We start from the raw sequence: 24619 nt of genomic DNA, 5'->3' as shown, positions 1-24619 counted from the left end.
CTTTGGTCAGCCAATGATCGGGAAGCGGCGCTGCATCGCCAGCAAGCCCACCGCTTCCTGGATCTGTTCCTGCACCTGGCCGTAGATCCGGTCGACGTAGGCGTCGTCCTTCGCGCGCGCGGGATCCGCGCTCACGCGGATCGGCGGCAGGATCCGGTTGACGATCTTGGACGGCAGCGGGATGTGGCTGGGCAGCAGCTCGGGCCAGATGCCGAACGGAAGTCCCGCAACAATCGGCGCGACCTCGGAGCGCAGCAGCTTCTTGAGGCCGAGTGCTTTGGCCAGCCAGCGACCCTCGGACAGCACGAACACGGTTTCCGCACCGCCGACCGTCGCCACCGGCACGATCGGCACCCCCGACAGGATGGCCTGCTTGACGAAGCCGCGGCGCCCGGCAAACAGCACCTCGTTGCGATGCCGGTAGGCGCGCATCGCATCCACCTCGCCACCCGGCCACACCACCACGTCGTGGCCGGCCTCCAGCGCCGCGGTGACGGATTCGCGCGCCGCCGGCACCACGCCGACCTTGCGAAAGAACGCGCCGAGGCCGGGCATGGCCATGAGCGCATCGTGGGCGGTGCCGTGCAGCGGACGCGCGCGACCGAAGTGACGCCACCAGTCCAGCACCAGCGACCAGGCGTCCATGGTCAGCCAGGTGCCGGAGTGGATGCCGACGAGCAGGCAGGGTCCCTGCGGCAGATGCTCCCAGCCGGTGGTCTCCACGCGGAAATAGCGGTCGAGCATGAAGTCGACCACCGGGCGGATCTTCTCCATGTACGCGGCATCGGCGCCGCGCGCGTGCCAGTTGCGGCGCGCGCGGTCGCCGAGCGCCTTGCGCACAGTGACGGTGGTGTCGGGGACCAAGCGGTCTTCGGTACGGGAATGCGGGGATGCGACGAGGGTCATGGCAGGCTCGGTGACGTTCGCCGGTGCACTCCCCGGCCAGAGGTCGAAGCGCTGCAGGCCATGTCGGGCGGGACCCCGGACGCTGCCAGCGTTCGCGGATTCAATGGTGTGGCGCACCGGCTGGCGCTTCTTGTCATCGCGCGCCATCATCTTGTCGTTTTCGGACAGCGTATCCGGGAGGAGAGACCATGACGCGCCGCGAGCTGCGGGTACCCGTGCGCTACTACCTGCGCCTGGCCGATGTGCTGGCGCGCCGCGGGGTGGATATTGCGCAGGTGATCCGCGAGCTGGGTCTGCCGGCCAGCCTGCTGACCGAAGCCGATGCGACGCTGAAGTTCACCGATGTCGAAAAGCTGATCGAACGCCTCAACGCCCTGTCCGGGCGCAGCGATCTGGGCTTCGATCTGGGGCAGTTGCTGAGCGTCGGCACCCACAGCTTCGTCGGCTTCGGCATGTTGAGCAGCCCCAATCTCGAACGTGCGCTGAGCTTCGTGGCCCGTTACTTCCGGCTGGTGATGCCGAGCTTTCGCCTGCGTTACCACGGCGGTGCGGACTTTGCTGAGCTGCACTTCACCCCGACCGTGGCGATGGGACGCACCTGTCTGGCCTTTCATCTGGAAACCATCGCGATGGCGGCGCTGCGAGATGTGCGCGACATGGCGGGCGAGCGCACGCCACATTGCCGGATCTTCCTGTCGGTGCCCGAGCCTGCGCACCTGCCGCGCTACGGCGAGCTGCGCGGCGTCGAGGTGCAGTTCGGGACCGAGCGCGTTCCCGGCGTGCGACTGCGCTTCGATGCCGACCTGCGCGCCTACCCGCTGGTGATGGCCGATCCCAATGCGCTCAAGGTCGCCGAGGAACGCTGTCGCACTCTGGTCGCGCAGGTGGCCGGCGTCCGCCAGTTCAAGGAATGGGTGACGATGACCCTGCGCGAGGTGGGTGAAGGCCTGCCGTCGCTGGCCGAACTTGCCGGCATGCTCAACATCTCGACGCGCACGCTCAATCGTTACCTGGAACGTGAGGGCACCAGCTTTCGCGAACTGTCGGGCCGTATCCAGTACGAACTGGCTTGCGAGCGGCTCGCCGCCGGCGGCATGACGGTGACCGAAGTGGCGTACTCGCTGGGCTTCGCCGACCCGGCCAATTTCACCCGTGCCTTTCGCGAGCGTGCGCACTGCTCGCCGCGCGAGTACCGGCAACGCACGCTGCAGCAGGACCGCTGATTGCCGCCGGCGCCCGAAACCGCGCCAAAAGTGCAGATCGTCGGGCGGGCAGAGCCGCATCAGTTGTCCGACCCGAACACCTCGCTTTCCGGTACCTGCTGAACGCCGCTTGCGGGCGGTGCCTCGTCGTCTGCGGCCGTAGCGGGTTCGGCCGCAGGCGGCGAGCCGAACACCTCGCTCTCCGGCACCTGCTGGACTTCGCCCGACGGCGCGGGGTCGCTGTCGGCCGTTGCAGCGGCATCCCCATCGGAACCGAACACCTCGGATTCGGGGACCTGCAAGGGTTCCTCCGCGGCGCCGGCCGACGATGGTGTAGGCGCCGAAAGGGTCGCGGGCATGGGCGTACTCGCGGGCCCCGGCGGCGCAGGTTCTGCAGCAGGCTCTGCCTCGGTCTCGGGCGGTGGCTCCGGCTCTGGTTCTGCTGCCAGGTCCGCCGGTTCCGAAGCCGGAGCTTCCTCGACCGGCGTTTCCGGCTCAGTGCTTGCAGGCGCGGTCATCCCGGCCGGATCGTCCGCGGGCGCGGGTTCGACCGCCGCGGCGGGCGCGGTATTGGGCGCAGGCGCCGCTGCGCAAGCGGCCAGGCCGGAGCCGGAACCTTCGAGGATCTTCAGCTCGACGCGCCGGTTCAGCTCGCGGCCTTCGTCAGTCTGGTTGTCGGCGACCGCCTGCGCTTCGCCGTAACCGGCCGGCGTCAGTCGCCCGGCCTCGATGCCCTGCCCGACCAGGTGCCGTGCCACCGAGCAGGCACGACGTTCGGACAGGCGCTGGTTGTAGTCGTCCGAGCCCAGTGCGTCGGTGTGGCCGCCCAGCTCGACGTTGGTGGTCGGTGCGGCCTGCAGTGCCTCGGCCACGCCCTGCATGATGGTCTTGGCGTTGGCGGTCAGGCGGCTCTGGTTGAACTCGAAATTGATGCCCTTGAGCACGATGACATCACCGCTGCCGCAGCCGGACAGATCCAGCTTCTCGCCCGGTTCGGGCGCCTTGCAGGCCGGCACCACCGAGCAGCCGCTGGCATCGACCTCGGTGCCGGCAGGCGTGCCCGGGCACTGATCGAGATCGTCGGTCACGCCGTCGCCGTCGCTGTCCGGCGGCGGCACCACGGCGACCACTTCGACCGGCTCGGGTTCGGGAGGTGGCGGCGGCTCGGGCACCGTGCCGAGCGGAATGTTGAGGCCGACATTGAGCAGCACGTCCCCAAAGGCCTTGCGGCCGTTGTCGACGGTGGAGCCGGTGCGACGGTCATTGTGCGCATCGAGCCGGTATACCGCTTCGGTGCGCAGCGACATGCCCTTGAACAGCAGGTCGAAGGGCTGCCACCAGTAACCGCCGCCGATGTTGAGCAGCAGTGCACCGTAGCTCTCGTCGCCACCCGGATGCGATTGCGCGTCACCGTAGCCGGCACCGAGCAACAGGTAGGCGGGAACCTTCTTGGTGGGGAAGAACAGGCTGTTGACGCCCAGGCCGATCAGGTCGGCGCTGTCCGAACCCTGTTCGTGATCGAAGCGGCTGTACTGCACGAAGGCTTCCAGCGCGAACACGTTCGACCAGCGCCGGCCGATGGCCAGCCCCACCGCCTGGCCATCGTCGGTCTCGCGACCGGAATCGGCGAACACCCAGGACAGCGAGGGGCTCAGGTAGTAGCGATCGCCCAGCTCGGTCCAGGCATTGACCTCGGAATCTGCCGCCGCAGGTTCCTGCGCGGCCGCCGCGACGCTGAACAACGCGACTGCGCTGCCGAGCATGATTCTTTTCATCATCTTCACTCCCCGGATGTACTGCACGGCGTCGCTCAGAAATCGTCGGTGGTCTGAAGATCCCGTGTCACCACGGCCGGGACGGTCGGTGCGGTCTTGGTCTGATAGGGCTGCACGCCGGATTCGCCGACCGTCATCAGTCCGCCGGGATGCCGCACGATGCCGGTGATGGTGCCGCTGCTGGCGACACCGGCGTAGGTCGCCACCCGCTCGACCGTTTCGTCCGGCTGTACCGTCAGCACCACAGCATCGGCGCCGACCAGGATGATCGAGCCGTCGCCCATCGCGTAGGCGCCGAACATCGAACTGATGGTGGCCAGATTGATCTTGCGCCACTGCCCGGCGCGCACATCGTCGGTCACGTAGGCGTTGCCGCGCATGCCGTAGATCAATGCGCCCTTCTCGCCACGCGGCAGTACGCCGAAGTAGCTGCCCTCGTAGGGCGACTCCAGGCGCCCCCAGTTGATGCCGTCGGCGGACAGGCCGAGCAGCCCGCTTTCGCCGACGATCAGGAACTGGCCATCCTTGAGCCGGGTCATGCCGTTGAGGTGAAAGCCCTCTTCGAGCACGGCGGGGGCATGCACCTCGGTCCAGGTCTTGCCGCCGTCGGCGGTCTGCCAGAACAGGCCGAAGGAACCGAAGGCAAAGCCCTGCCGGGTGTCGGCAAAGAAGACGTCGTGCAGCGGCTGCTCCAGCTCGGGGTTGAAGGCCTGCAGGCTCCAGGTGCGCCCGCCATCGGCGGTGTGGATGATGGCGGCGTCGTGGCCGACCGCCCAGCCGTGCTGGGTGTCGACGAACGACAGACCGGTGAGCGTCGCCCGAGTCGGGACGTTGACCTGCGCCCAGCGAATGCCGTCGCGCGACACCAGGATGTTGCCGCGTTCGCCGACCGCGATCAGCCGCTCGCCGGTGTAGGTGATGTCCAGCAGCAGGCCGTGGATGGCATAGGGCGACATCTCCGCCGGATTCGGCTCGATGTTCGAGCCCACCGGCGCTGCCACCGGCTCCGGCGGCAGCGGCGGAAGCTCGTCGGCAGCGGCATCGCCATCGGCCGGCACGACGCTATCTGCCACGGCCGCGGAGTCGGCAGACGGATCGGCCGGCTCGGCGGGGGGCTCATCCTGCGCGGACGCCGTTGCGAGCGGAATAAAGAGGGCCGCCGCCAGAGCGAGTGCACGCAGCGGGGAGGTCGATGCTGTCGCGCGGGAGGGCTCGTTCATGGTTGTCGGTCGACCAAGGAGGAGTGCGTGAACCCGGGCGATCGGGAAGGTCGGGGCAGTCATGGCGCTCATGTCCTCGCGGGCTCTGCGTGGGACTCCCCGCCTGTCGCCGGGAGCTCCTTGTTCGGCTTCAACAGGAAAGTGGCGAAGGCCGGCAGAATGATCACCGCGGCAATCGCATTGGCGGTGAACATGATCGTCAGCAGCAGGCCCATGTTGATCTGGAACTGCAGGTCGGACAGCACCCAGGTGGCCACGCTGGCGGACAGCGCCGCGGCGGTCACCGCCACCGCCTTGCCGGTCTTGCGCAGGGTGTCGAGATAGGCCTCGCGAAGCGCCATGCGCTTTTCCTTCACGTTTTCTTCGAGCACGCTGTAGATGTAGATGCCGTAGTCGACGCCGATGCCGGCCGCGAATGCCGCGACCGGCAAGGTCGCCACCGTCACGCCGATCTCCAGGAACACCATCAGGGCGTAGGTGAAGATCGACACCGCGATCAGCGGCAGCACGATCGACGGCACCGCGACCCAGCCCGAGAACGAGATGTACACCACGAAGGCGATGGCGACGAACAGGGTGATCAGCACGTAGCGATCCGCCACCCGCACGGTGTCGTTGGTGGCAGCCATGACCCCGACGTTGCCGGTGGCGAGCTGGATGGTCACCGGCGAGTCGGCGGGTTGTTCGGCGATGAACTGCTTGGCCGCCGCCACGATCACGTCGATGGTTTCGGCCTTGTGATCGACGGTGAACACCAGGATCGGCACCGCGCTGCAGTCCTTGTTGAGCAGGCCGGTGGAGGTCGGGAACGGCTGACCCGCCAGCACCAGACCGTCGGGGTTGCGCGGCAGGTTCCAGTACTTGGGATTGCCCTCGTTGAAGGCCTGGAACACGCTCTTCTGCGCCTGCGCCAGAGATAGCGTCGACTGTACGCCGGGAGTGCCGCGCATGCGCCACTCGAAGCGGTCGATTTCGGCGATGGTGTTGTAGTCGATACAGCCATCGGCCTTGCCTTCGGCCACGAACTTGATCACGTCGACACCGATGGCGAAGTTGTCGACGATGGCCTGGGAGTCGAGGTTGTAGCGGGTGTCGGGGCGCAACTCCGGTACACCGGGCTTGAGATCGCCATACTGCAGATAAGTGTGCTCGAAGTAGTAGGCGGCGACGAAGATGCCGGCACCGGTGAGCAGGATGCCGGCGGCGTACTTGCGCTGGGTGGTGAAGCTGGCGATGGCACGCCACAGGTGATCCAGCATGCGGTCGCGGGCGTGCTGCGAGGCGCGCCACTTGTCCGGATTGCCGAGCCGGGCGTAGGTCAGCAGCAGGGGCAGCAGCACCTTCTTGCACAGGATCACCGCGAGCAGACCGAACATGGCGTTGATGGCCATCTCGCGGATGATGGGCACCGGGATCAACAGGATGGTGCCGAAGCCGATGACGTTGGCCAGCACCGCGGTCAGGCCGGGGATCACCAGTCGCTTGTAAGTGTTGCGCGAAGCTTCGAAGGCATCGGTGCCGTGCTCGGCGACCTCGTTGAGCCAGAAACTGGTGATCTGGATGCCATGACTGACGCTGATGGCCAGAACCAGGAACGGCACCAGGATGGCGAAGGGATCCAGGCCAAACCCGGCCATGCGCAGAATGCCCAGTTCCCACACCACCGCCAGCAAGCCGCAGGACAGCGGCAGCAGCGCGATCCAGGGCGAGCTGCAATACCACCACAGAATGACCCAGGTCAGGAAGATGGTGAGCGCGAAGAACCCGACCACGCCCAGCACCGCGTCGCCGATGTCGCCGACCACCTTGGCAAAGCCGACGATCTTGATGTCGACGTTGGGGTTGTAATCCGGGTTGTCGACCTCGGTGACTTCCAGCTTGCTGCCGGGCACCTCGTGCCAGATGCTGGCACCTTCATCGCTGCGGGTTTCGGCCTTGATGGTCTCGAAGCGGAACAGCAGGCCGCGCTTGTCGATGTAATCGCGGTGGATCACTTCGCCGGCCTTGAACGGCTCATGGTCCTCGGTGATCTTGTACTCGTACATCTTGGGGTTGATGAAACGCTGACGTACGTTCTCGATCCGCGCGGCAATCTCGAAGTAGTCGGTTTCCACGCCGGTAACGGGGTGACGTTCGAGCATTTCGCTGAACACCATCGCGCCGGTCTGGTCGTTGGCCACAAAGCGGCCCACCGCCTTGGCCTTGGCCACGTTGCTGCGGATGCGTTCCATCATCTCCGGCGTCGGCGCGTACTCCGCCGGGATCACGTTGCCGCCGCGAAAGCCGCCTTCGATCGTCTCCAGGTAACGCACGTCCGGCGTGAACAGGGAGCTCACGCGCGGACGATCGATGCCCGGGGTGAAGAACACCGCCTGCGTCAGTTCCTTGAGCGTGCCCAGGAACTCGGGCTGATAGATGTCGCCCTTGCCCTCTTTCTGCATCAGCGCGAACAGAATCAGATTGGCACCGCCGAAATCCTTCTGGTACTTGTGAAAGATCTCGATGTAGGGGTGCCCGATCGGCAGGCCTTTCTCGTAGCCGGCATCGAGTTCCAGGTGCGCCGCGTTCCAGGCCATGAAGACGGTGATGATCGCCAGCACCGCCAGCGTGATCTTGCGGTTGCCGAACACGATCGGCAGCGTGACCTTGAGAAACAACTGGGCAAACTTGCCATGTGACTCGCCGTGCGCCATGGGATCACCTGCGGGTTGTAGGCTGGTGGTAGGTCACCAGCCGGGTGGCGAAAAGTAACGACAGCAACAGTGAATGCACGGGCGACGGCGTCGGGCGCCGACGCCCCGTCACCGGATCAGAACGCGTACTTGACGAACGCGCGGGCCTCGTCGCGATCGCCGAGGTTGTTGGCCACGCCGCCGCCAGCGATGGCGCGGTAACCGACGTTGAAGGAAAGACTGTTGCCGTAGCGGATCTCGACGCCGGTATCCCAGATGATGCGGCCTTCGATGTAGTTCGAAGCCAGACCCGGGGTAGTGTTGTAGATGTCGTGCTTGAAGATGATCTGCGGCTGGATGCTGATGCGCGGCAGCACCGACTCGTAGCGGATCAAGGTCACCAGCGAGTAACCGAGCGAGATGTCGTCGGGAAACAGATCGCGATCCTGCTGATGCGGATTGAAGCGCAGACCGTCGGGGCCGATGTTGCAGGCGATGTTGGTCGAGCAGGCCTGGCGCGATCCATCGGCGCCGGAACCGTCGGCACCGGCGCTGGCGTGATACTCGATGCCCGGCGCTTCCAACTGCAGGCGGTCCAGCGACGGCAAGGTCGGCACCCACACACCACCGAATTCGAGCAGCCAGATCACCTGATCGGCGCCGAGCAGTTGTGCACCCGGATCGGTATTGCCCTCGACATAGGTGGCGCCGATGTTGAAGGTGTAGGTCTCGAACTCCTCCCAGCCGCGGATATACGAATTTGCCGGGTTGTCGCCGACCACGCCGCCGCGATAGGGAACGACAAAGCTCGGAAAGGAACGGCCCGCTCCGGGCAGCGCGCCGACGATGGCGTCGACGGTGTCCGGAAAAGACCCCAGCACGCCGTCGATGCCGATGAAGTCGCTAGAGCCGTAGACCCCGATGCTGCCGTCCGGCTGCACGCCCAGTCCGGCGTTGCTGCCCAGGCATCCCGGCGCCAGATGGCAGTTGGTCAGCGTCGGCCCGTAGGCAGCGAACACCAGATCGACCAGCGCCACCTGCAACGGCTGCTTGGGGCGATACGCGAGTTCGGCCTGCATCGCCACCAGACCGAACGAGGTGTTGGCCGAGATGCCGTACATCTGGATGTCTTCGGGGTACTCGAGCACCGCCGCAGCGCTGTCCAGCGCCAGCGCATCGCCGGTCTCGTCCGGCCCCGCACTGCCCGGATTGTTTGGTGTCAGCAGGCCGCGGAAAATCGGCCAGTTCGGACAGGAGGTGACGAAACCGACCGGGGTCCTGACGTCCTTGGCACAGGAGCGGCTGGTCGAATAAAAACTGGCGATGGGCAGGCGCGAGTGGTAGTTGGCGAAGTACAAGCCGATATCGGTACCGTTGTTGAGATTTTCGGCGTAGTACTTCAGCTCGATACCGAACTGGTTCTCCCACTTGGGATCGCGGTCCGCCAGCCTGACGATCCGGCTCGACGTGTTGGTGATGGCGGTCAGCGGACTGTCGAGCTGAAAACCGAGCGCATCCGGATCGTGCGGAAACTGGCCGAAGCCGGTGGTCAGGAAATCGGGCCCGTCGTTGTTGGTCCCGATGTTCACCGGCGAATAGAACGTGCCCGCCGCCGGAACCACCAGCGGCTGCCATTCGAGCTGGTAGAAGCCGGAGATCGAGGCGCCGTCGAACAGGCTGGTGGAAAAGCTCAGCATGTTCACCGGCTGATAGAAGTCGTCGAGACCGTTGCCGCCGAGCCGGAACAGGTTGTGCAGATCCGCCGCATTGGCGACGTTGAGCGAGTCGAAGAACAGAATGGTGGACTCGCCCCAGTTGACCTGCTGGCGGCCGAGCTTGAGCGACAGTTCGCGTCCGCTGGGCAGGGTGAAAGTACCGAATACGTTGAGGTCCTGCAGCAGGAAGCCGAGTCCGGCGAGGCCGCGCGTCTGGCGATCGTTGCGCTTCTCGTAGACGGTCCCGCCGGGGCCGTAAACCAGACCGCAGGGCCCGCCGCCAGGATTGCGGGAAGCCGGGCACGGCCGCGAGTCGTTGCGCACGCCCAACACGGGAATCCCGGTGGGATTGGCCAGCAGTTCCGTGACGATGTTGGGCGGCAGCCCGAGCTGGTCCACCACCGGCGCCAGCAGACTCAGATTGGCGCCGGCACGGATGATCTCATCGCCGGGCATGGACGCGTAGCCGACCTGATCGACGTTGTCGGCGTTGATGTAGCTGGGATGGAATTCGTCGAAGTTGTAGTTGAACGGGTCGTAGAACGCGATACCCTTGAAGAACAGTCCGAAGTTGCCCCAACTCAGCAGCAGATCCTGATTGATCCGGATGCCGCCCTGAGTGACGTCGCCACGCGAATAATTGAGGTTGCCCTGGTCGAAATTGCTGGAGGCAAAGCCGGGTGCATTGACGATGCGTTCCGCCGGGAAAATCTGATCCTTGAAGATGCCCTGGCAGACCTGGTAGTAGACGCGCCCGTCGGGGCCGCGGCCGCATACCTCGGGGTCGAGATGCCCCTTGCCGATCATGCGCGTCTCCGGCGACTCGGTACGCACGCCCACGCCGAGGATGAAAGTCGAATTGGAAACCGCTTCGATACTCTGCCCCGCCAGATCGAAGGAAAACGTCTTGGCGTGTCCGATGTTGATCGCCCCTGCGAACAACGCCAACAACAATGTCGTGCTTGCAAGAACCGCCCGCAGCGGCAATCGGAATGACGAACTGGCGTACCCGGCTCTCATCTCGTCCACCTCTCCCCTACCCGATTTGTGATGACGCTTTTGTGATGACCCAAGCTAGACGGTGCAGCGGCTGCAATCACCTATGGTTCGATAGGTTTTGCGCTTCCCGTCCGGCGTCCCATGCGTCATCGCGAACCCGCCCCCGGGTGTTTTCGGCACGAACCGTCCCCGACGGGCGTGCCGCCTGCGTCGATCCGTGCAAGCCCTGAAGGAAACCGACTTTCCAACTAGCGGCGCCGGGCCCCTGCCCGTTTACGAACCGGGGAACCCGGCGCCGGATTTCCGCTTACTTCGATGCCCGCTTCTGCACCGAATTGGCGTTGAAGTAGTCGTCGCTGTAGTTCACCGAATAGTCGTTGGGTTTGCCTTCCGCGGTCAGCGCGGTGAGGAAGTAACGACCGGAGTCGAAGTGATAGATCACCTCCGGCACGGTGAACACCGTCTGCACGTTGTGCTGCGGCGTCAGATGCCCTTCCTGGAAGCGGAACAAGCCGTCGCGGGCGTCGTAGGCGTCGACCATCACGATGTTCCAGCTGTCTTCGTCGACGTAGAACACGCGCTTGGCGAAGGTGTGCGAAGTGCCCGGCTGCAGGGTCGCTTCCACCACCCAGACGCGATGCAGTTCGTAGCGCGGCAGGTCGGCATTCATGTGCTTGGGCCTGGCCAGTTCGTCGTACTTGGCCCGACCGATCTTGAAGCCGTTGTACGGCACGATCATTTCCTTCTTGCCGACGATCTTCCAGGTGTAACGCTCCAGCACGCCGTTGAACATGTCGACCTGATCGTAGAACTGATTGCCGTCGGTACCCTCGTACGGGTTGTCGCAGCAAACGGCCGGCGCGCGACGGATGCGCTTGAGCGCCGGCGAGTACAGCCAGGCGGCGCGACCCTGCTCGCCGGTGCCGCCGGACTCGTGAACCAGGATCATGGTGCCGGCGGTACGCGGCGGCGAGGTGATCAGCGAGAAGTACTTCAGGAACATGCCGGAGTCCTTGGTCAGCGGCACCGGGTTCTTCTCGTTGGCGTAGTCGAACTTCACTTCCTCGATCAGCTGCGCCAGGGCGTAAGTGCCATCGGGCTGCACGATCATCTGGTCGTTGTTGCGCTTGACGTTATTGCCGCGCCACTTGATGCGGTGATTCCAGACCACCTCGGCACCGGACTTAGGAATCGGGTAGGGAAAGCCCAGCTTGCAGTTGTCGGGCGAATCGATGCCGACCAGGTCGCAGTTGACCGCGTTTTCAGCGGTAGCCTTGTAAATGAAATCCGGGAACGCGGCCGGGCGGTGGCTCGGGTACACATTCATCTTGTAGCTGGCGTGCGTCTTGAGCAGGTAGCGATGACCGGCGCTGAGCTGGTCGGCGTATTGGTCGGCGTTGGCGCCGGTGATGGTGAACTTCGGCTGTTCGGCCTCGATCTTGGCATCGGTGGCATAGACGCCGCTCAGGGGGCCCGATTGCGGCGCAGGCGTCCAGACCGGAATGCTGCCGTCCTTGTTGGCCGCCTTTTCGGCCCCGATCGGCGTCAGTTCCTTGCCCAGCTTGGCGGCTTCTTCGGCACTCACCTTCGCCAGGGCCGCACCTGAGGTGACGGCGATGGCCAGACCCAGGGCACAGCCGCCGGCCGGTTTCCACATCGAGAACTTCATGATTGGCATCTCCTTAGTTTGTGCTGCCGGTTACGGGCACATCGCGATCCGTCCCGGGACCGGCCCAAGCGCCCGCGACCGTGCTTCGCATCAGGTGCTGGTTCCGCGATACGGCGTGTCGGGTGCACTAACGCCTCCCGCAGCATTCGGTGCTGATCACCCGGTACTCTCCTCGAAACACGGGACCGCCCCGAAGACGGCCCGACGACTCTGTAGTTATGGGGACAGCCGGATTGCGGTTGCCCGATGACAGCCGCTGATTGGCGCCCAGGTACGTTAGCCGGCACCGCTCGGGACATTCACCTATGGATCGATAGGTTTTGCGGAATCGCTGGGGCGCCGGTCAGGCCAGCCCCCCAAACTTGAGCATCATGATCACCTGGAACTCGCCGACCAGGGCACCGAGCACCGCGCCGACCATGATCAGAATCCATTCGTCCTGCTTGAAAGCCGGGCGCAGCAGGCCTTCGAACTCCTCGGCGGTGAGTTGCTTCATCTTTTCCGAGAGATCGTTCTGGATGTCCATGGCGTCTTCGGCATAGCGTTCCACGTGCTTGAGCGTCGCCGGCAGCCGTTCGATCAGCCGTTGTGCCACCAAGGTCTTCATCTCGTGGTAACGATTGCTACCGTAGGCGAACACCACCAGCGGACGCGCCACTCCGGCGCTGTCGTCGATGGTGCGCTCGACCTGGCGCTGTACCATGCCGAACAGCTTGTCGGACATCGGTCCGCTCAGGATCGATTCGATGATCGCGGCCGGCGTGAGCACCTCCTTGGCGATCAGGCGCCCGTACTCGCCCGCGACCTCCTTGCGCCGCTTCAGGAACAGACCCTGCCAGGTAAATACGCCGAAATAACGTTTGGGCTGCTTGGGCTCGAACACCATGCGCAACGCCAGCCAGTCGGTGAACCAGCCGGTGAGCCCGCCGAAGATCGGCATCACCCAGGGCGACTGGGTGACGGCCCAGGTCAGGGCCTGCACGATACCGAGCGCAAAACCGAAATAGATACCCGAGTTGCGGATGAAGCGGAACTCGCCGTGGCCGACGTCGCGAAAGATGCGATTAAGCAGCGGCTTGTTCTTGATCAGGTTGGTGACGACCATGTGCTTGAGGTCGAACACGCGGTTGACGTCCTTCTTGATCTCGTCCATCAGCTCGGCAATCAGCTTGGGCGCCTCGGCCTTGATGCGCCCGACCAGCGCGCGTCGCACCGACTCCGGCGCCGACTGCCACAGACCGGGCGAGTACACGATGGCGACCTCGCGCGTGATGTCCTCGATCGCCTCGATCAGGGGCTTTTCGATCTCGCTGGCGACCCGGCGCGCGTCCAGGCGGCCAAACAATTCTTCGGTCTTGAGCAGTTTCTGAGTCAGCGTATCGACCGCGATGGCCGCCATGCGCGCAGCATTGCGCGGCACGATGCCCTGCCAGCCGAAATAGGGCTTCTTGCCGACGAATTCGATCGGCTCGAACATCATGTGGATCGCCACGATCTTGGTGACATAGCCGATCAGCGCGGCGACGAAGGGCATCGACGCGTAGATGATCCAGTTGCGCTGAACGTCGACCAGAATCTCGGGGATTGTCTGCACGGCCTGCTCTCCTCATCCCGCGGTCCTGACCGTCAGGATGCGATCTGCTTTATCGGTATCGATTCGTCCGCCAGCCGCTCGGCCGCCAGCTCGGTGCGGTTTGCAATCCAGGTCTTGGCCAGGGCGAACTCGGCCGATCGATCGATCGCGTCGATCGCCAGCAGTCGCGGCCCGCGCAGGTAATAGACCGCAAAGGAACATCGCGACGGATTACCGCGCAGCACGCGCTGCTCGTGACCGCGTTGCAACCCGGCGCTCTGCAGCTTGACGTCGTACTGATCCGACCAGAACCACGGGATCGCACGGTTGGGCTGGCGCCTGCCGCAGATGGCGGCGGCCACCGTGCGTCCCTGTTCGATCGCGTTGGGCACCGATTCCAGCCGGATCTGTCGCTGGTCAATCGAACACGGTTGCTCGCTGCAGTCACCTGCCGCGTAGATTCCCGGCACCGAAGTTTCGCAGTACTCGTCGACGATCACGCCGCGGTTGCAGACCAGGCCGGCGTCTCGCGCCAGTTCGAGATTGGGCAGCGCGCCAACGCCCGCGACGACTACGTCGGCTTCGATGCGCTCGCCCGAGTCGATGCACACCACCGGGCTGCCCTGCGAGTCTTCGATGCGCGTCACCGCTGCCGCGCAGCGCACCTCGACTCCCTGCCGCATGTGCAGATCGCGATAGAACGCCGCAACCACCGGACTGGTGACACGCCACAGCAGATGCGCAGCGGCTTCGAGCACGTGTACGCGCAGGCCGATCCCGCGCGCCACTGCCGCAATCTCCAGGCCGATGTAGCCGCCTCCGATGAGCACCAGCCGCGCACCCGGCACCAGCTGCGGCTGCAAGGCGCGAGCATCGGCCAGAGTTCGCAGATAGAACAGTCGTGGATGATCGGCGCCGACCAGGTTGAGACTACGCGGCCTGCTGCCGGTGGCCAGCACCAGGTGATCGAACGCCAGGCTGCTGCCGTCGTCCATCTCCAGGGTGCGATCCGCCGGACGAATGCGGGTCACGGTGACGCCGAGCTGCAGTTCGATGTCGGACTGCACGTAAAAGTCGCGGCTCTTGAGCAGCAGTCGTTCCAAGGGGACTTCGCCGGCCAGGTAAGCCTTGGACAGCGGCGGGCGCTGGTAGGGCGGCAGCGGCTCGCTCCCGATCAGCACGATGCGGCCCACGAAACCCTCTTGCCGCAGGCTCGCCGCCACCTGCCCCGCGGCCTGTCCGCCGCCGACGACAACGACGATAGAAGCGGGCATGTCGTTCTTCGGAACCCTCGATCTGGATCGCGCCGGCTCGTGATGGGAAGCAGCGGACGTCCCCGGCCGGCGGCATTGACGCGGCCAATGACGGAATCGTTGCAGAGCGGGAAAGCCGCGACACCTATCGATCGGTCGGAATGCGCCGATGTCTCGCGGCGCGGCCACCCGCAGACCCGGAATGCCGGCCCATCCTACAATCCGGCGCGCCGGCGCCGACCCGCCCGGCGAACCACATCCCGGGGAGAACGATCTGTGCAGTCCGCCGCTGTAGTGCTGATGGGCATCGCCGGCATGTGTTTCGGCTGGTTCGTGTATTCGCGCTTTATCGCGACCCGCATCTTCCGGCTGGATCCGAACTTCGTCACGCCCGCGCACGCGATCAACGACGGCCGCGATTTCGTGCCCACCAATCGTTACGTGCTGTGGGGCCATCACTTCACGTCGGTGGCCGGCGCCGCGCCCATCGTCGGGCCGGCCATCGCGGTCTACTGGGGCTGGGTGCCGGCGGTGATCTGGGTGGTGCTGGGGACGATCTTCTTCGCCGGTGTGCACGACTTCGGCGCGCTGTGGGCCAGCAACCGCCACAAGGGCCAGTCCATGGGGGCGCTGGCCGGGGAGGTCATCGGCAAGCGCAGCCGCTCGCTCTACATGGTGGTGGTGTTCCTGGTGCTGCTGATGGTCAATTCGGTGTTCGGCGTGGTCATCGCCAAAGCGTTTGTCGATACGCCTGAATCGGTGTTCCCGGCCTGGGCGGCAATCGTGGTGGCGCTGGTCATCGGCCAGCTCGTGCATCGCAGGTTCAACCTGATCGTGCTCGGCCTGGGCGGTGTGGCAGTGCTGTACTGGACCATCTACGCCGGCAGCTCGATGCCGCTGACCCTGCCGGCCGAGCTGTTTGGACTGAGCGCGCAGGCCAACTGGATCCTGATCCTGTTCGTCTACGCCGCCATCGCTTCGATGCTGCCGGTATGGATGCTGCTGCAGCCGCGGGATTTCATCAACGGCATGCAACTGGTGGTGGGCCTGGTGCTGCTCTATGTGTCCGTGTTCATTTTCCTGCCGGACATCTCGGCACCTGCCTTCAACGATCAGGTCAGTGCCAGCGCACCGTCGATCATTCCCCTGCTGTTCGTGACCATCGCCTGCGGCGCGGTGTCGGGCTTTCATGGCATCGTCGCTTCGGGCACCACCTCCAAGCAGCTCGACAAGGAGACCGACGCGCGTTTTGTCGGGTACCTGGGCGCGGTGGGCGAAGGCTCGCTGGCGCTGATCACCATCGTGACCGTCAGCGGCGCGGCGCTGGCGGTCACGCCCGAAGCCTGGCACGCGATCTACGACGAGTTCGGCGCGGCCGGTGCCGGCGCTTTCATCTCCGGCGGTGCCAATCTGATCGAACAGGGCTGGGGCATTCCTGCGGATGTGTCGCGCACCATGCTGGCGACCATGGTGGTGCTGTTTGCCGGCACCACCATGGATTCGGGCGTACGGCTGCAGCGCTACATCATTCAGGAGTGGGGCCAGATCTACCGCATTCCAGCGCTCGGCAACGGCGTGATCGCGACCCTGATCGCGGTGGTCGCCTGCCTGGCACTGGCGTTTGGCGCGGGCGGCGCTGGCGGGACCGGCGGCATGGCCTTGTGGCCGCTATTCGGGTCCACCAACCAGATTCTGGCGGGCATGACCCTGCTGATCATCAGCGTCATGCTGATCCGGCTCGGCCGACCTTCGATCTACACCGTGGCACCGATGCTGTTCGTGCTGGCGATGTCCTTCTTCGCCGCCTGCGTGACCCTGGTGCAATTCTTCAAGGACGGCAACTACCTGCTGGTGGTGCTTGATCTGGTGGTGATCGTGACCAGCTTGCTGGTGATGCTGGAAGCCGGTTCGGTGGTCGTCGACATCCGGCGCCAGTGCAAAACTACCGGAGTGGAGTCGCGACCCTGAGCCGGCGCGTCATGCGGCGGCGGCAAACCACCGATTCCGCCTGCGCCGAATGTTTCGCGCCGGGGCGTTGAACCTCCGCGGCGGGCGCGTGTCTGTAGATTTCTCTCCCAGGCGGGCATTTCCCCAACCCGCCGAACTCCACTCCCCGGGCCTCGCGGCCCGGGATTTTTTTGGCCCGCATACGCCGGTGGTTTGCGGCAACGCCAGTTGATCGCGCCCGTCAGCCGCAGCGATCAAATCTCCACCATCTGGAAATCCGATTTCGGTGCGCCACAGTCCCGTACCCCTGGTGAAACCCGGGGTTCCACGTGCCGACGAAGGCAAACTACGCTGGCTTCCTTTGCGTTCAACCGCCTTTTGTAGGTTGATCGGCGCTGGCAAGAAGCCGACTTTCGATCCGTGTTATCCGTGAAATCCGTGGCCGATGCTTTTTTCCAGGTTCGTTGCCATTTCCTCCTATGCTTTCCCGCGGTGCGCTATCCCGCGGCGCCGTCGTCGAGTTTCACGAAATCCGCCTTGTCGCGTACCGCGCAGTCGGCGCAGGCCCAGTCCTCCGGGACCTGCGCCCACGGCGTGCCCGGGGCAAAGCCTTCGTGCTCGTCGCCCTTCTGCTCGTCGTAAACGTAGCCGCAGCCAGGGCATTGATAGCGCGCTCCGCTCGTTGCCCCGCTCGTTGACGTGTTCATGTGTCTGCTTCCCCCTTGGATTCGGCGCCGGCGTTGACGCCGTAGCGTGCCAGGATTTCGGCGCGCCGCGAGGGCTGGATGTTCACGCGGGTGATGTCGCCGCCATAGACCTCCAGCACCTTGGGGTCCATCACCGCGCGCCACAGCGGCGGAAAGTAGGCCAGCGTGAAGCACAGCGGATAACCCGATGGTAGCTCCGGCGCCTTGTCGCTGCGCAGCGCCTGGTAGCGCCGCGTCGGTCGCGCATGGTGATCGGAGTGGCGCTGCAGGTGATAGAGCATCAGGTTGGAGATCACGTGGTCCGCGTTCCATGAATGCTCCGGACGGCAGCGCTCGAAGCGGCCATCTGCCAGTTTCTGCCGCAGCAGGCCGTAGTGTTCGATGTAGTTGGAAGTGGACAGGAACTGCCAGCCCCAGAACGTGGAGATCAGCAGGAAGGGAATGATGATGGGCCCAAGCAGCACCAGCGCAGTGCCGTACAGCACCGCGGTGATGGCAAAGGACTGCAGCAGCTCGTTGGACGCACTCCACACCGGCTTACCTGCACGCGCCAGCCTGAGCTTCTCGTCGTTCCAGGCACGACCCAGCGCCCCGGGAATCTCGCGCAGCACGAAGCTGTACAGCGACTCGCCGAAGCGCGACGACGCCGGATCGTCCGGCGTCGCCACGTCCTTGTGATGGCCGCGGTTGTGCTCCGCCGAAAAGTGTCCGTAGGCCGGCACCGCGAGCACGATTTGCGCGAGCCGCTTTTCGAAGCGGCTGGTCTTGTGCCCGACCTCGTGCCCGACCACCAGCGCCAGGCCATTGGTCAGCGCCACCCCCAGGCTGACGCCCAGGTAACCCACCCAGCTATAGCCCTGAGTGGCTACCGCCCACACGCTGACGATCCAGGTGAGGAAGAACAAGGGGATCGAGGCGTAGACCAGGAACCGGTAGTAGCCGTCGGATTCCAGGGTCGGCACCGCGCTGTCCGGCGGATTGCGGGTGTCGCGTCCCACCAGCCAATCGGCGATCGGCAGCACCACGTACCACAGGATCGCGGTGATCCACAGCCAGACCTCGTGGCCGGTCACCGAGGTGAGGTAAATGCCCAGCACCGGGGAAACGGCGACGAACAGCGGCAGCCACCACCAGTGGCGCTTGTCGTCACGATAGGCGACCGCAGGGTCGGTGGCGGTTTCGGCGGTATTCATCATGCTGAGGTTCTCCGGAGGCAGACAGCGCTTGCGCTCGCCGCGGTGCCGGCCTCGGACCGGCCCGCAGCTTGTACGACCATGCTAGGCGCGCAGCCTCTGTCAAAAACCCCATCCAAGGATGGGTATGCTGACGCCCGTGAACGCACCTCGCCCCGCCCGCCGAGCACGGCCCGCACGCGCTGCCGACGCGCGGCCCACCGCCCTGCCCACGCCGTCGGCCAGCAGCGTGCTGCCGGAAGGGCTGATCGCCAGCAAACTGTTCCCGCCGGTGCAGGACATTCGCTCGATCGCGCGCACGCCTTTCCTGGCGCGGGCGCTGGACGATCTGCCCGGCGGTCGGGTGATCACCGTCGTGGCCCCGGCGGGCTCCGGAAAATCGAGCCTGATGACCCAGTTGCAGGCCGCCTTCAACGAGCGGCAGATCGCCACGAGCTGGCTGGGGCTGGACGCCGAGGACGACGATCCCGCCACCTTCGCGCTCTATTTCATCAGCAGCCTGCACGCGCTGGAACCCGGATTTGCGCAGGACGAGCTGATCGCCCTGAGCGCCAACCCGGTACGCGACTTCGATTCCCTGTTCGAGCGTCTGCGCAGTCGGCTGTCGATCCTGCCGGTCCCGGGCGCCATCCTGCTCGACGACTTCCAGCACATCCACGACCCACGCATCCTGCGCTTCCTGGATCAGTTGATCGCCCAACTGCCGCACAAGCTGTCGCTGGCCATCGCCAGCCGCCACCGCGTGCCGCTGCAACTGGCCCGCCTGCTGGTCTCCGGCGCAGTCATCGAGGTCGGTCAGGAAGAGCTGAATTTCGACAGCGCGCAGACCGATCTCTTTCTTAGGCGCTATCACCAGATCGAGCTGTCGCCCGCCGACCTGACCGCCCTGCTCGAATCCACCGAAGGCTGGCCGACCGGCGTGCAGCTCGCCGCGCTGGCGCTGCGCCGGCACAAGGGCGCCGCGGCCGAGCTGATCAAGACCTTCTCCGGGCGCGACCGCGACCTGACGCGCTACCTGGTGGAAAGCGTGATCCGCGCGCAGCCCGAAGCGGTTCGCAATTTTCTGCTGCGGACGTCGATGCTGCGGCGCATGTGCGCGGACCTGTGTGCGGTGACCACCGGCGAACCGCAGGGTCGCGAAATGCTGGAGTACATCGGCAGCGCCAACCTGTTCCTGATCGCGCTGGATCGTGAGGGACAGTGGTATCGCTACCATCACCTGTTCGCCGAATTCCTGCAGAACGAGTTCCGCAAGACCGATCCCGACGGCTACCGCGACGCCTGCCTGCGCGCGGCTCGGTGGTGCGAGGCGCAGGGACAGCCGGCCGAGGCGATCCGTTATGCGCTGGACGGCGAACACTTCGAGCAAGCGGCGCAACTCATCGCGCACCACGCGCTGCGCGCCTCGCTGTTCCGCGGCGATCACTACACCGTGCTGGACTGGATGCGCATCCTGCCCGCCGAATTCCACACGCGCCGGCCGGAGATTCTGCTGGCACACGCCTGGTCCTGCGCGTTCTCGCGCGACACCGGCCGCGCCATGGACATCTCCCAGCAGGCCATTGCCGAACTCTCGGTGGACGGCAGCGGACGCTGGGGCCTGTCACGCGCGGAGCGCGAAAAATGGCTGCTGTGGGCGCACAACGTGCAAGCCGCCACCAAGGCCTGCTCCGACGACATCGAGGATTGCGTGGCGCGCGCCACGGCGCTGTTCCCCCAGGTCCCGGCAACCGAGCCCTTCCTGATCGCCACGCTGTCCAACTGCCTGAGCTACGGCTATTTCGCGCTGCGCGACTTCGAGCGCAGCCGCGAATCCGCTGTCGCTGCACATGAGCACGGACATCGCGCAGACGCGGCCTATCTGTCCGCCTGGGGTGACTTCCTGCACGGCCTGATCGACGTCGAACTCGGCCAGCTGAATGCGGCCGAGCGCTTCAGCCGCCGCGTGCAGCGCGACTCGCAGGGGCTGGGGCTCGGTCAGAAGAGCTACGTGGCCGGCCTGTCGGCGTTGCTGGATGCCGAGATCGCGGTGCAGCGTTGCGACTTCGACAAGGCGCCCGCCCTGATCGAGATCGGCCGCGCGTTCAAGGAAATCTTCGGCCCGGTCGAGCCGCAGTTGGTCGCCTTGCGCAATCAGGCGCGATTGCAGGCGCACCTGGGAAATCTGGACCTTGCGCTGCAGACCCTGCAGGACGGACAGGACGCCGCCCTGCGCGAACAGCATCGCCGCCTGTACCTGTCGCTGGCGATGGAGGAGGTCGCGCTGCAGCTCAGCGCGGGCGATCCTGCCGCCGCCAGCGACACCGCGCGGCGCACACGCCTGCTGGACGACGATGCCGCCAGGCAGGGCGGCGGCTGGTACCGCGCCAAGCGCGACGCGCTCAGGCTGCTGGACGCGCGCCTCAGGCTGGCGCAAGGCGACGCCAGGTCGGCGACGCGCATCCTCACCAGCCTGCAGCAAGCGCGCAACGCCGAAAGCCGTGGCGGGTTCTTCCTGGCCGTCACCACCCACCGCGCCATCGCGCTGTGGGAGCAGGGACAGAAGAACGAGGCGGCGCGCCAGCTTGATCGGGCGCTGTCGTCGGCGGCCGCCGAGTTTCATGCCTATCCCATCACCACCGCCGGTCGCGCCCTGCTTCCGGTGCTGGAATTCATCATCGAGCGGCGGCTGGAGACCGCCGCCCACACCCTGCGCCCGCGGCTGCAGTTGCAGGCCTGGCTGCTGACCTATCTGCACGGCGAGCGCCAGACACCGTGGCCACAACCCGCCGCGGACAGCGCACAAACCACGGCGGCCACACAGAACGGCCTGATCGAGGCGCTGACCGGGCGCGAAGTGGAACTGCTGCGCCTGCTGCAGGCCGGTCTCGACAATCGCGCGATCGCGGACGCGCTACTGGTGTCGGTGCCGACCGTGAAATGGCACCTGCACAACGTCTTCGGCAAGCTCGCCGTGAGCAGTCGCGGCGCCGCCGTCGCCAAGGCGGTACAGCACGGGTTGGTGTGAGTCGGGACGCTCGATCTGGAGTAGGTCGGCACACCCATGCCGACGCACCGCCGCGCAAAAAGCACGGTGGCAACGGATTGCCGCTCTGCGGGTGCGCCAAACCGCCGCATGACATGTCTCGGGTAGGGCGGGCCGTGCCCGCCGTGAAAGGTCAGGTTGCGCACCAAACCCCGGCGGCCATGGGCCGCCCTACGGTGGCAGCGCTCGGTAACCTGTCCAGTACGACTCACGCCATCAACTGCAGGCTCGCCAGGCGCGCGTACAGCCCGCCGTTGGCGATCAGTTCGGCGGGCGTGCCGGTCTCGACGATGCGGCCTGCTTCCATCACCACGATGCGGTCGACGCGCTGTACGGTGGCGAGCCGATGGGCGATGACCAGGGTGGTGCGGCCTTGCATGGCGGCTTGCAAGCCGCGCTGAACGTGCTGCTCGCTTTCAGCGTCGAGCGCGCTGGTCGCCTCGTCCAGCAGCAGTAGCGGCGGATTCTTGAGGACGGCGCGGGCGATGGCGATGCGCTGGCGCTGGCCGCCGGACAGGCGCAGGCCGCGCTCGCCCAGGAAGGTCGCGTAGCCGTCGGGCAGGCGATCAATGAACTCGTCGGCGCGCGCCGTGCGTGCCGCGGCGCGCACCTCCTCGTCGCTGGCATCCGGATTGCCGTAGCGGATGTTGGCCGCGGCGTCGGCCGAAAAGATCACTGCGTCCTGCGGCACGATGCCGATGCGGGCGCGCAGCGCGGCCGGGTCCAGTTCGCGCAGATCGATGCCGTTGAACAGGATCGCACCGGCGCTGGCGTCGTGAAAGCGCAACAGCAACTGGAACATCGTGGTCTTGCCGGCACCGCTGGGCCCGACGAAGGCCACCGACTCCCCCGCACGGATGTCCAGCCGGATGTGGTCCAGCGCCAGAGTCTGCGGCCGCGAGGGATAGCGAAAACACAGATCGCGGAATTCGATCCGTGCCTGCCGCGAGTCCGGAAGCGCTTTGGGCAATGCCGGGGGCTGGATCGCACTTTCTGCATGCAGCAATTCGATCAAGCGCTCGGTGGCGCCGGCGGCGCGCATCACGTCGCCCCAGACTTCGGCGAGCACGCCGACACCGCCCGCGGTCAGCACCGCGTACAGCACAAAGGAAGCCAGTTGACCTGCACTCATGCTGCCGGCCACCACCGCCTGCGCACCCAGCCATAACACGAACACGATGGCGCCGAACACGCCGCCGATCATGCTCGCGGTGAGCAAGGCGCGCAGCCGCGTGCGGCGGATCGCCGATTCAAAACTGCGCTCCACGGTCTGCCGGTAGCGCTCATCCTCGCGGTGTTCCTGGGTAAAGGCCTGCACCGTCGGCACCGCGTTGAGGATTTCGCCAGCGATGGCGGAGGTATCCGCCACCCGATCCTGGGCGTCGCGCGACATCCGCCTCACCGCGCGCCCGATCGCCACCAGCGGCACCACCACCGCGATCAGCAGCACCGCGGTGATCGCGAACAATCGCGGCGAGGTCACGCCCAGCATCACCAGCCCGCCGCTGGACTGCATGGCGCTGCGCAAACCCATCGACACCGAAGAACCGACCACGGTCTGCACCAGGGTGGTGTCGCCGGTCAGTCGCGACAGCACCTCGCCGGTGCGCGTGGTCTCGAAGTAGGCCGGGGCCTGGAACAGCATGCGGCGATACACCGCGCTGCGCAGATCGGCAGTGACGCGCTCGCCGATCCACGACACAAAGTAGTAGCGCCCCGCCGTCGCCAGCGCCCACAGCAGCGCAATAGCACCCAACGCCAGGAAATGGCCGTTGATGTCGCCGCTGGTCGCCGTGCTGACAAAGCCCTTGTCGATCAGATCGCGGAACGCGAGCGGCACCGCCAGCAGCGCCGCCGAACTCAACACCAGCATGGTCGTGGCCATCGCCAGATAGCCGCGATACGGCTTCAGGAACGGCAGCAGACCCGACAGCGCGGACAGCTTGCGGCGAGGAGGCACTGCAGGCGCTGCTGCGCCGGGTGTCGCGGATGACATCGTGGGGTCTGCGTAACGGGAGCGACCGCGATTGTCGCCGCTTCGCCGTCGCCACGCTCTCCATGAACACAAAAAGACCGTCTGTCATGCTGAACGAAGTGAAGCATCTTCTTGCCGGCTGCCTGAGCGCAGCGACCGCGAAGAGGCGGCCTTAGAACCTGCACCTTCTCCCTCTTGTCGCGAGGGGTGGAGAGTAGATTCTTCGCTTCGCTCAGAATGACAGCTCGGATTTTTCTGGTGCATCGGGAATGTCGCCCTAACTCATGACTTCTGAGGACGAGGCAGTCGCCTCATTGAAGTCGCTCTGCGGGCGGCGTCTAATTCGCCATATGAATCGCCTGCTGCCCCGCATCCTCGCCTGGTGCCTCGTCGCCTGCCTGTTCGTACAGAACCCGGCGTCGGCAGCGGCAAGCCCCTGCGCGCATCAGCTTGCGCATGCGCTGCCTTCTAGCGATTCGACGACCCTGCAGCATCACAGTCATGGCCACGCGCACGACGGGCACGCCATGCAGGCATCTTCGGCAGACCCGCACGCGCCGCCGACGGTCATCGGTTGCGACTGCGGTTGCGATTGCACCCAGGCCTGCGCTGCGTCTTCGGCCCCTGCGGCGCATCACACGCCTGCACAGATCCGGATCGACTCCGCTGATCGATTCCGTTCGACCGCCATCGTCGCGGCCGCACCCCAGGTTCCGCTGGCGCCGCTGTTGAGACCGCCCATCGCCGTCTGACGCCTCAGTTGCGGGTCCGGCCCGGCCGGTCCTGTC

15 protein-coding genes are annotated in these 24619 nt (G+C 65.7%); 4 read left to right on the top strand and 11 right to left on the bottom strand.

The genetic code is table 11. The features are described from left to right. Positions 1–6: 6 nt before the first annotated feature. A complete protein-coding gene (locus tag ACOOHP_RS22375) occupies positions 7–906 on the bottom strand; it encodes a lysophospholipid acyltransferase family protein (RefSeq protein ID WP_420468665.1) in 900 nt (299 codons plus the stop codon). 188 nt (positions 907–1094) lie between these two features. Between ACOOHP_RS22375 and ACOOHP_RS22370 the strand changes: the two genes are divergently transcribed. Beyond that, on the top strand, positions 1095–2129 hold the full coding sequence (locus ACOOHP_RS22370; RefSeq protein ID WP_420468664.1) for an AraC family transcriptional regulator ligand-binding domain-containing protein: 1035 nt from the start codon (positions 1095–1097) through the stop codon (positions 2127–2129). A gap of 59 nt (positions 2130–2188) precedes the next feature. Here ACOOHP_RS22370 and ACOOHP_RS22365 read toward each other — a convergent pair whose 3' ends face one another. The 7 genes from ACOOHP_RS22365 to ACOOHP_RS22335 all read right to left on the bottom strand — a co-directional run bounded on the left by ACOOHP_RS22365 (position 2189) and on the right by ACOOHP_RS22335 (position 15005). Beyond that, complete coding sequence (locus ACOOHP_RS22365; RefSeq protein WP_420468663.1) at positions 2189–3886, bottom strand: OmpA family protein; 1698 nt, start codon at positions 3884–3886, stop codon at positions 2189–2191. Between the two features lie 32 nt (positions 3887–3918). Continuing rightward, complete coding sequence (locus ACOOHP_RS22360) at positions 3919–4956, bottom strand: WD40/YVTN/BNR-like repeat-containing protein (protein ID WP_420468662.1); 1038 nt, start codon at positions 4954–4956, stop codon at positions 3919–3921. 215 nt (positions 4957–5171) lie between these two features. Next, positions 5172–7796, bottom strand: a complete 2625-nt coding sequence (locus ACOOHP_RS22355) for an efflux RND transporter permease subunit (RefSeq protein ID WP_420468661.1) — start codon at positions 7794–7796, stop codon at positions 5172–5174. Between the two features lie 116 nt (positions 7797–7912). Next, the gene (locus tag ACOOHP_RS22350; RefSeq protein ID WP_420468775.1) at positions 7913–10510 is read right to left on the bottom strand and encodes a DUF1302 domain-containing protein; all 2598 of its coding nucleotides are present in this window, start codon (positions 10508–10510) and stop codon (positions 7913–7915) included. A gap of 286 nt (positions 10511–10796) precedes the next feature. Beyond that, the gene (locus ACOOHP_RS22345; RefSeq protein ID WP_420468660.1) at positions 10797–12158 is read right to left on the bottom strand and encodes a DUF1329 domain-containing protein; all 1362 of its coding nucleotides are present in this window, start codon (positions 12156–12158) and stop codon (positions 10797–10799) included. A gap of 343 nt (positions 12159–12501) precedes the next feature. Beyond that, positions 12502–13692, bottom strand: coding sequence for a DUF445 domain-containing protein (locus ACOOHP_RS22340; protein WP_420468774.1), 1191 nt, complete (start codon positions 13690–13692; stop codon positions 12502–12504). Positions 13693–13784: 92 nt separating this feature from the next. Beyond that, entirely contained in the window at positions 13785–15005 is a 1221-nt protein-coding gene (locus ACOOHP_RS22335) for an NAD(P)/FAD-dependent oxidoreductase (protein WP_420468659.1), read from the bottom strand. Positions 15006–15260: 255 nt separating this feature from the next. Between ACOOHP_RS22335 and ACOOHP_RS22330 the strand changes: the two genes are divergently transcribed. Beyond that, positions 15261–16952, top strand: a complete 1692-nt coding sequence (locus ACOOHP_RS22330; RefSeq protein ID WP_420468658.1) for a carbon starvation protein A — start codon at positions 15261–15263, stop codon at positions 16950–16952. A gap of 476 nt (positions 16953–17428) precedes the next feature. Here the strand turns inward: ACOOHP_RS22330 and ACOOHP_RS22325 are convergent, their stop codons facing one another. After that, the gene (locus ACOOHP_RS22325; RefSeq protein WP_420468657.1) at positions 17429–17638 is read right to left on the bottom strand and encodes a rubredoxin; all 210 of its coding nucleotides are present in this window, start codon (positions 17636–17638) and stop codon (positions 17429–17431) included. After that, complete coding sequence (locus ACOOHP_RS22320) at positions 17635–18834, bottom strand: alkane 1-monooxygenase (protein ID WP_420468656.1); 1200 nt, start codon at positions 18832–18834, stop codon at positions 17635–17637. The genes ACOOHP_RS22325 and ACOOHP_RS22320 overlap by 4 nt, the downstream gene beginning before the upstream one ends. 136 nt (positions 18835–18970) lie before the next feature. Here ACOOHP_RS22320 and ACOOHP_RS22315 point away from each other — a divergent pair, with 136 nt between their 5' ends. Next, positions 18971–21838 carry a LuxR C-terminal-related transcriptional regulator gene (locus ACOOHP_RS22315; RefSeq protein WP_420468655.1) on the top strand — a complete coding sequence of 956 codons (2868 nt, stop codon included), beginning with the start codon at positions 18971–18973 and terminating at the stop codon, positions 21836–21838. 226 nt (positions 21839–22064) lie between these two features. Here ACOOHP_RS22315 and ACOOHP_RS22310 read toward each other — a convergent pair whose 3' ends face one another. Then, on the bottom strand, positions 22065–23852 hold the full coding sequence (locus ACOOHP_RS22310) for an ABC transporter transmembrane domain-containing protein (protein ID WP_420468654.1): 1788 nt from the start codon (positions 23850–23852) through the stop codon (positions 22065–22067). A gap of 329 nt (positions 23853–24181) precedes the next feature. On the opposite strand from ACOOHP_RS22310, the gene ACOOHP_RS22305 reads away from it, so the two are divergent. Beyond that, entirely contained in the window at positions 24182–24583 is a 402-nt protein-coding gene (locus ACOOHP_RS22305; protein ID WP_420468653.1) for a hypothetical protein, read from the top strand. Positions 24584–24619: the final 36 nt, after the last annotated feature.

Origin of the sequence: Panacagrimonas sp. (assembly GCF_965216805.1) — a bacterium.
Lineage (GTDB): Bacteria > Pseudomonadota > Gammaproteobacteria > Nevskiales > Nevskiaceae > Panacagrimonas.
This window is presented reverse-complemented; position numbering and strand designations above follow the sequence as displayed.

What these genes read in the sequence shown, in the direction of transcription:
- ACOOHP_RS22305 (WP_420468653.1), top strand. Translation starts at nt 24,182, where the DNA reads ATGAATCGCCTGCTGCCCCGCATCCTCGCCTGGTGCCTCGTCGCCTGC.
- ACOOHP_RS22345 (WP_420468660.1), bottom strand. Translation starts at nt 12,158, where the DNA reads ATGAAGTTCTCGATGTGGAAACCGGCCGGCGGCTGTGCCCTGGGTCTG.
- ACOOHP_RS22320 (WP_420468656.1), bottom strand. Translation starts at nt 18,834, where the DNA reads ATGATGAATACCGCCGAAACCGCCACCGACCCTGCGGTCGCCTATCGT.
- ACOOHP_RS22355 (WP_420468661.1), bottom strand. Translation starts at nt 7,796, where the DNA reads ATGGCGCACGGCGAGTCACATGGCAAGTTTGCCCAGTTGTTTCTCAAG.
- ACOOHP_RS22375 (WP_420468665.1), bottom strand. Translation starts at nt 906, where the DNA reads ATGACCCTCGTCGCATCCCCGCATTCCCGTACCGAAGACCGCTTGGTC.
- ACOOHP_RS22340 (WP_420468774.1), bottom strand. Translation starts at nt 13,692, where the DNA reads ATGCCCTTCGTCGCCGCGCTGATCGGCTATGTCACCAAGATCGTGGCG.
- ACOOHP_RS22335 (WP_420468659.1), bottom strand. Translation starts at nt 15,005, where the DNA reads ATGCCCGCTTCTATCGTCGTTGTCGTCGGCGGCGGACAGGCCGCGGGG.
- ACOOHP_RS22350 (WP_420468775.1), bottom strand. Translation starts at nt 10,510, where the DNA reads ATGAGAGCCGGGTACGCCAGTTCGTCATTCCGATTGCCGCTGCGGGCG.
- ACOOHP_RS22370 (WP_420468664.1), top strand. Translation starts at nt 1,095, where the DNA reads ATGACGCGCCGCGAGCTGCGGGTACCCGTGCGCTACTACCTGCGCCTG.
- ACOOHP_RS22365 (WP_420468663.1), bottom strand. Translation starts at nt 3,886, where the DNA reads ATGATGAAAAGAATCATGCTCGGCAGCGCAGTCGCGTTGTTCAGCGTC.
- ACOOHP_RS22325 (WP_420468657.1), bottom strand. Translation starts at nt 17,638, where the DNA reads ATGAACACGTCAACGAGCGGGGCAACGAGCGGAGCGCGCTATCAATGC.
- ACOOHP_RS22310 (WP_420468654.1), bottom strand. Translation starts at nt 23,852, where the DNA reads ATGTCATCCGCGACACCCGGCGCAGCAGCGCCTGCAGTGCCTCCTCGC.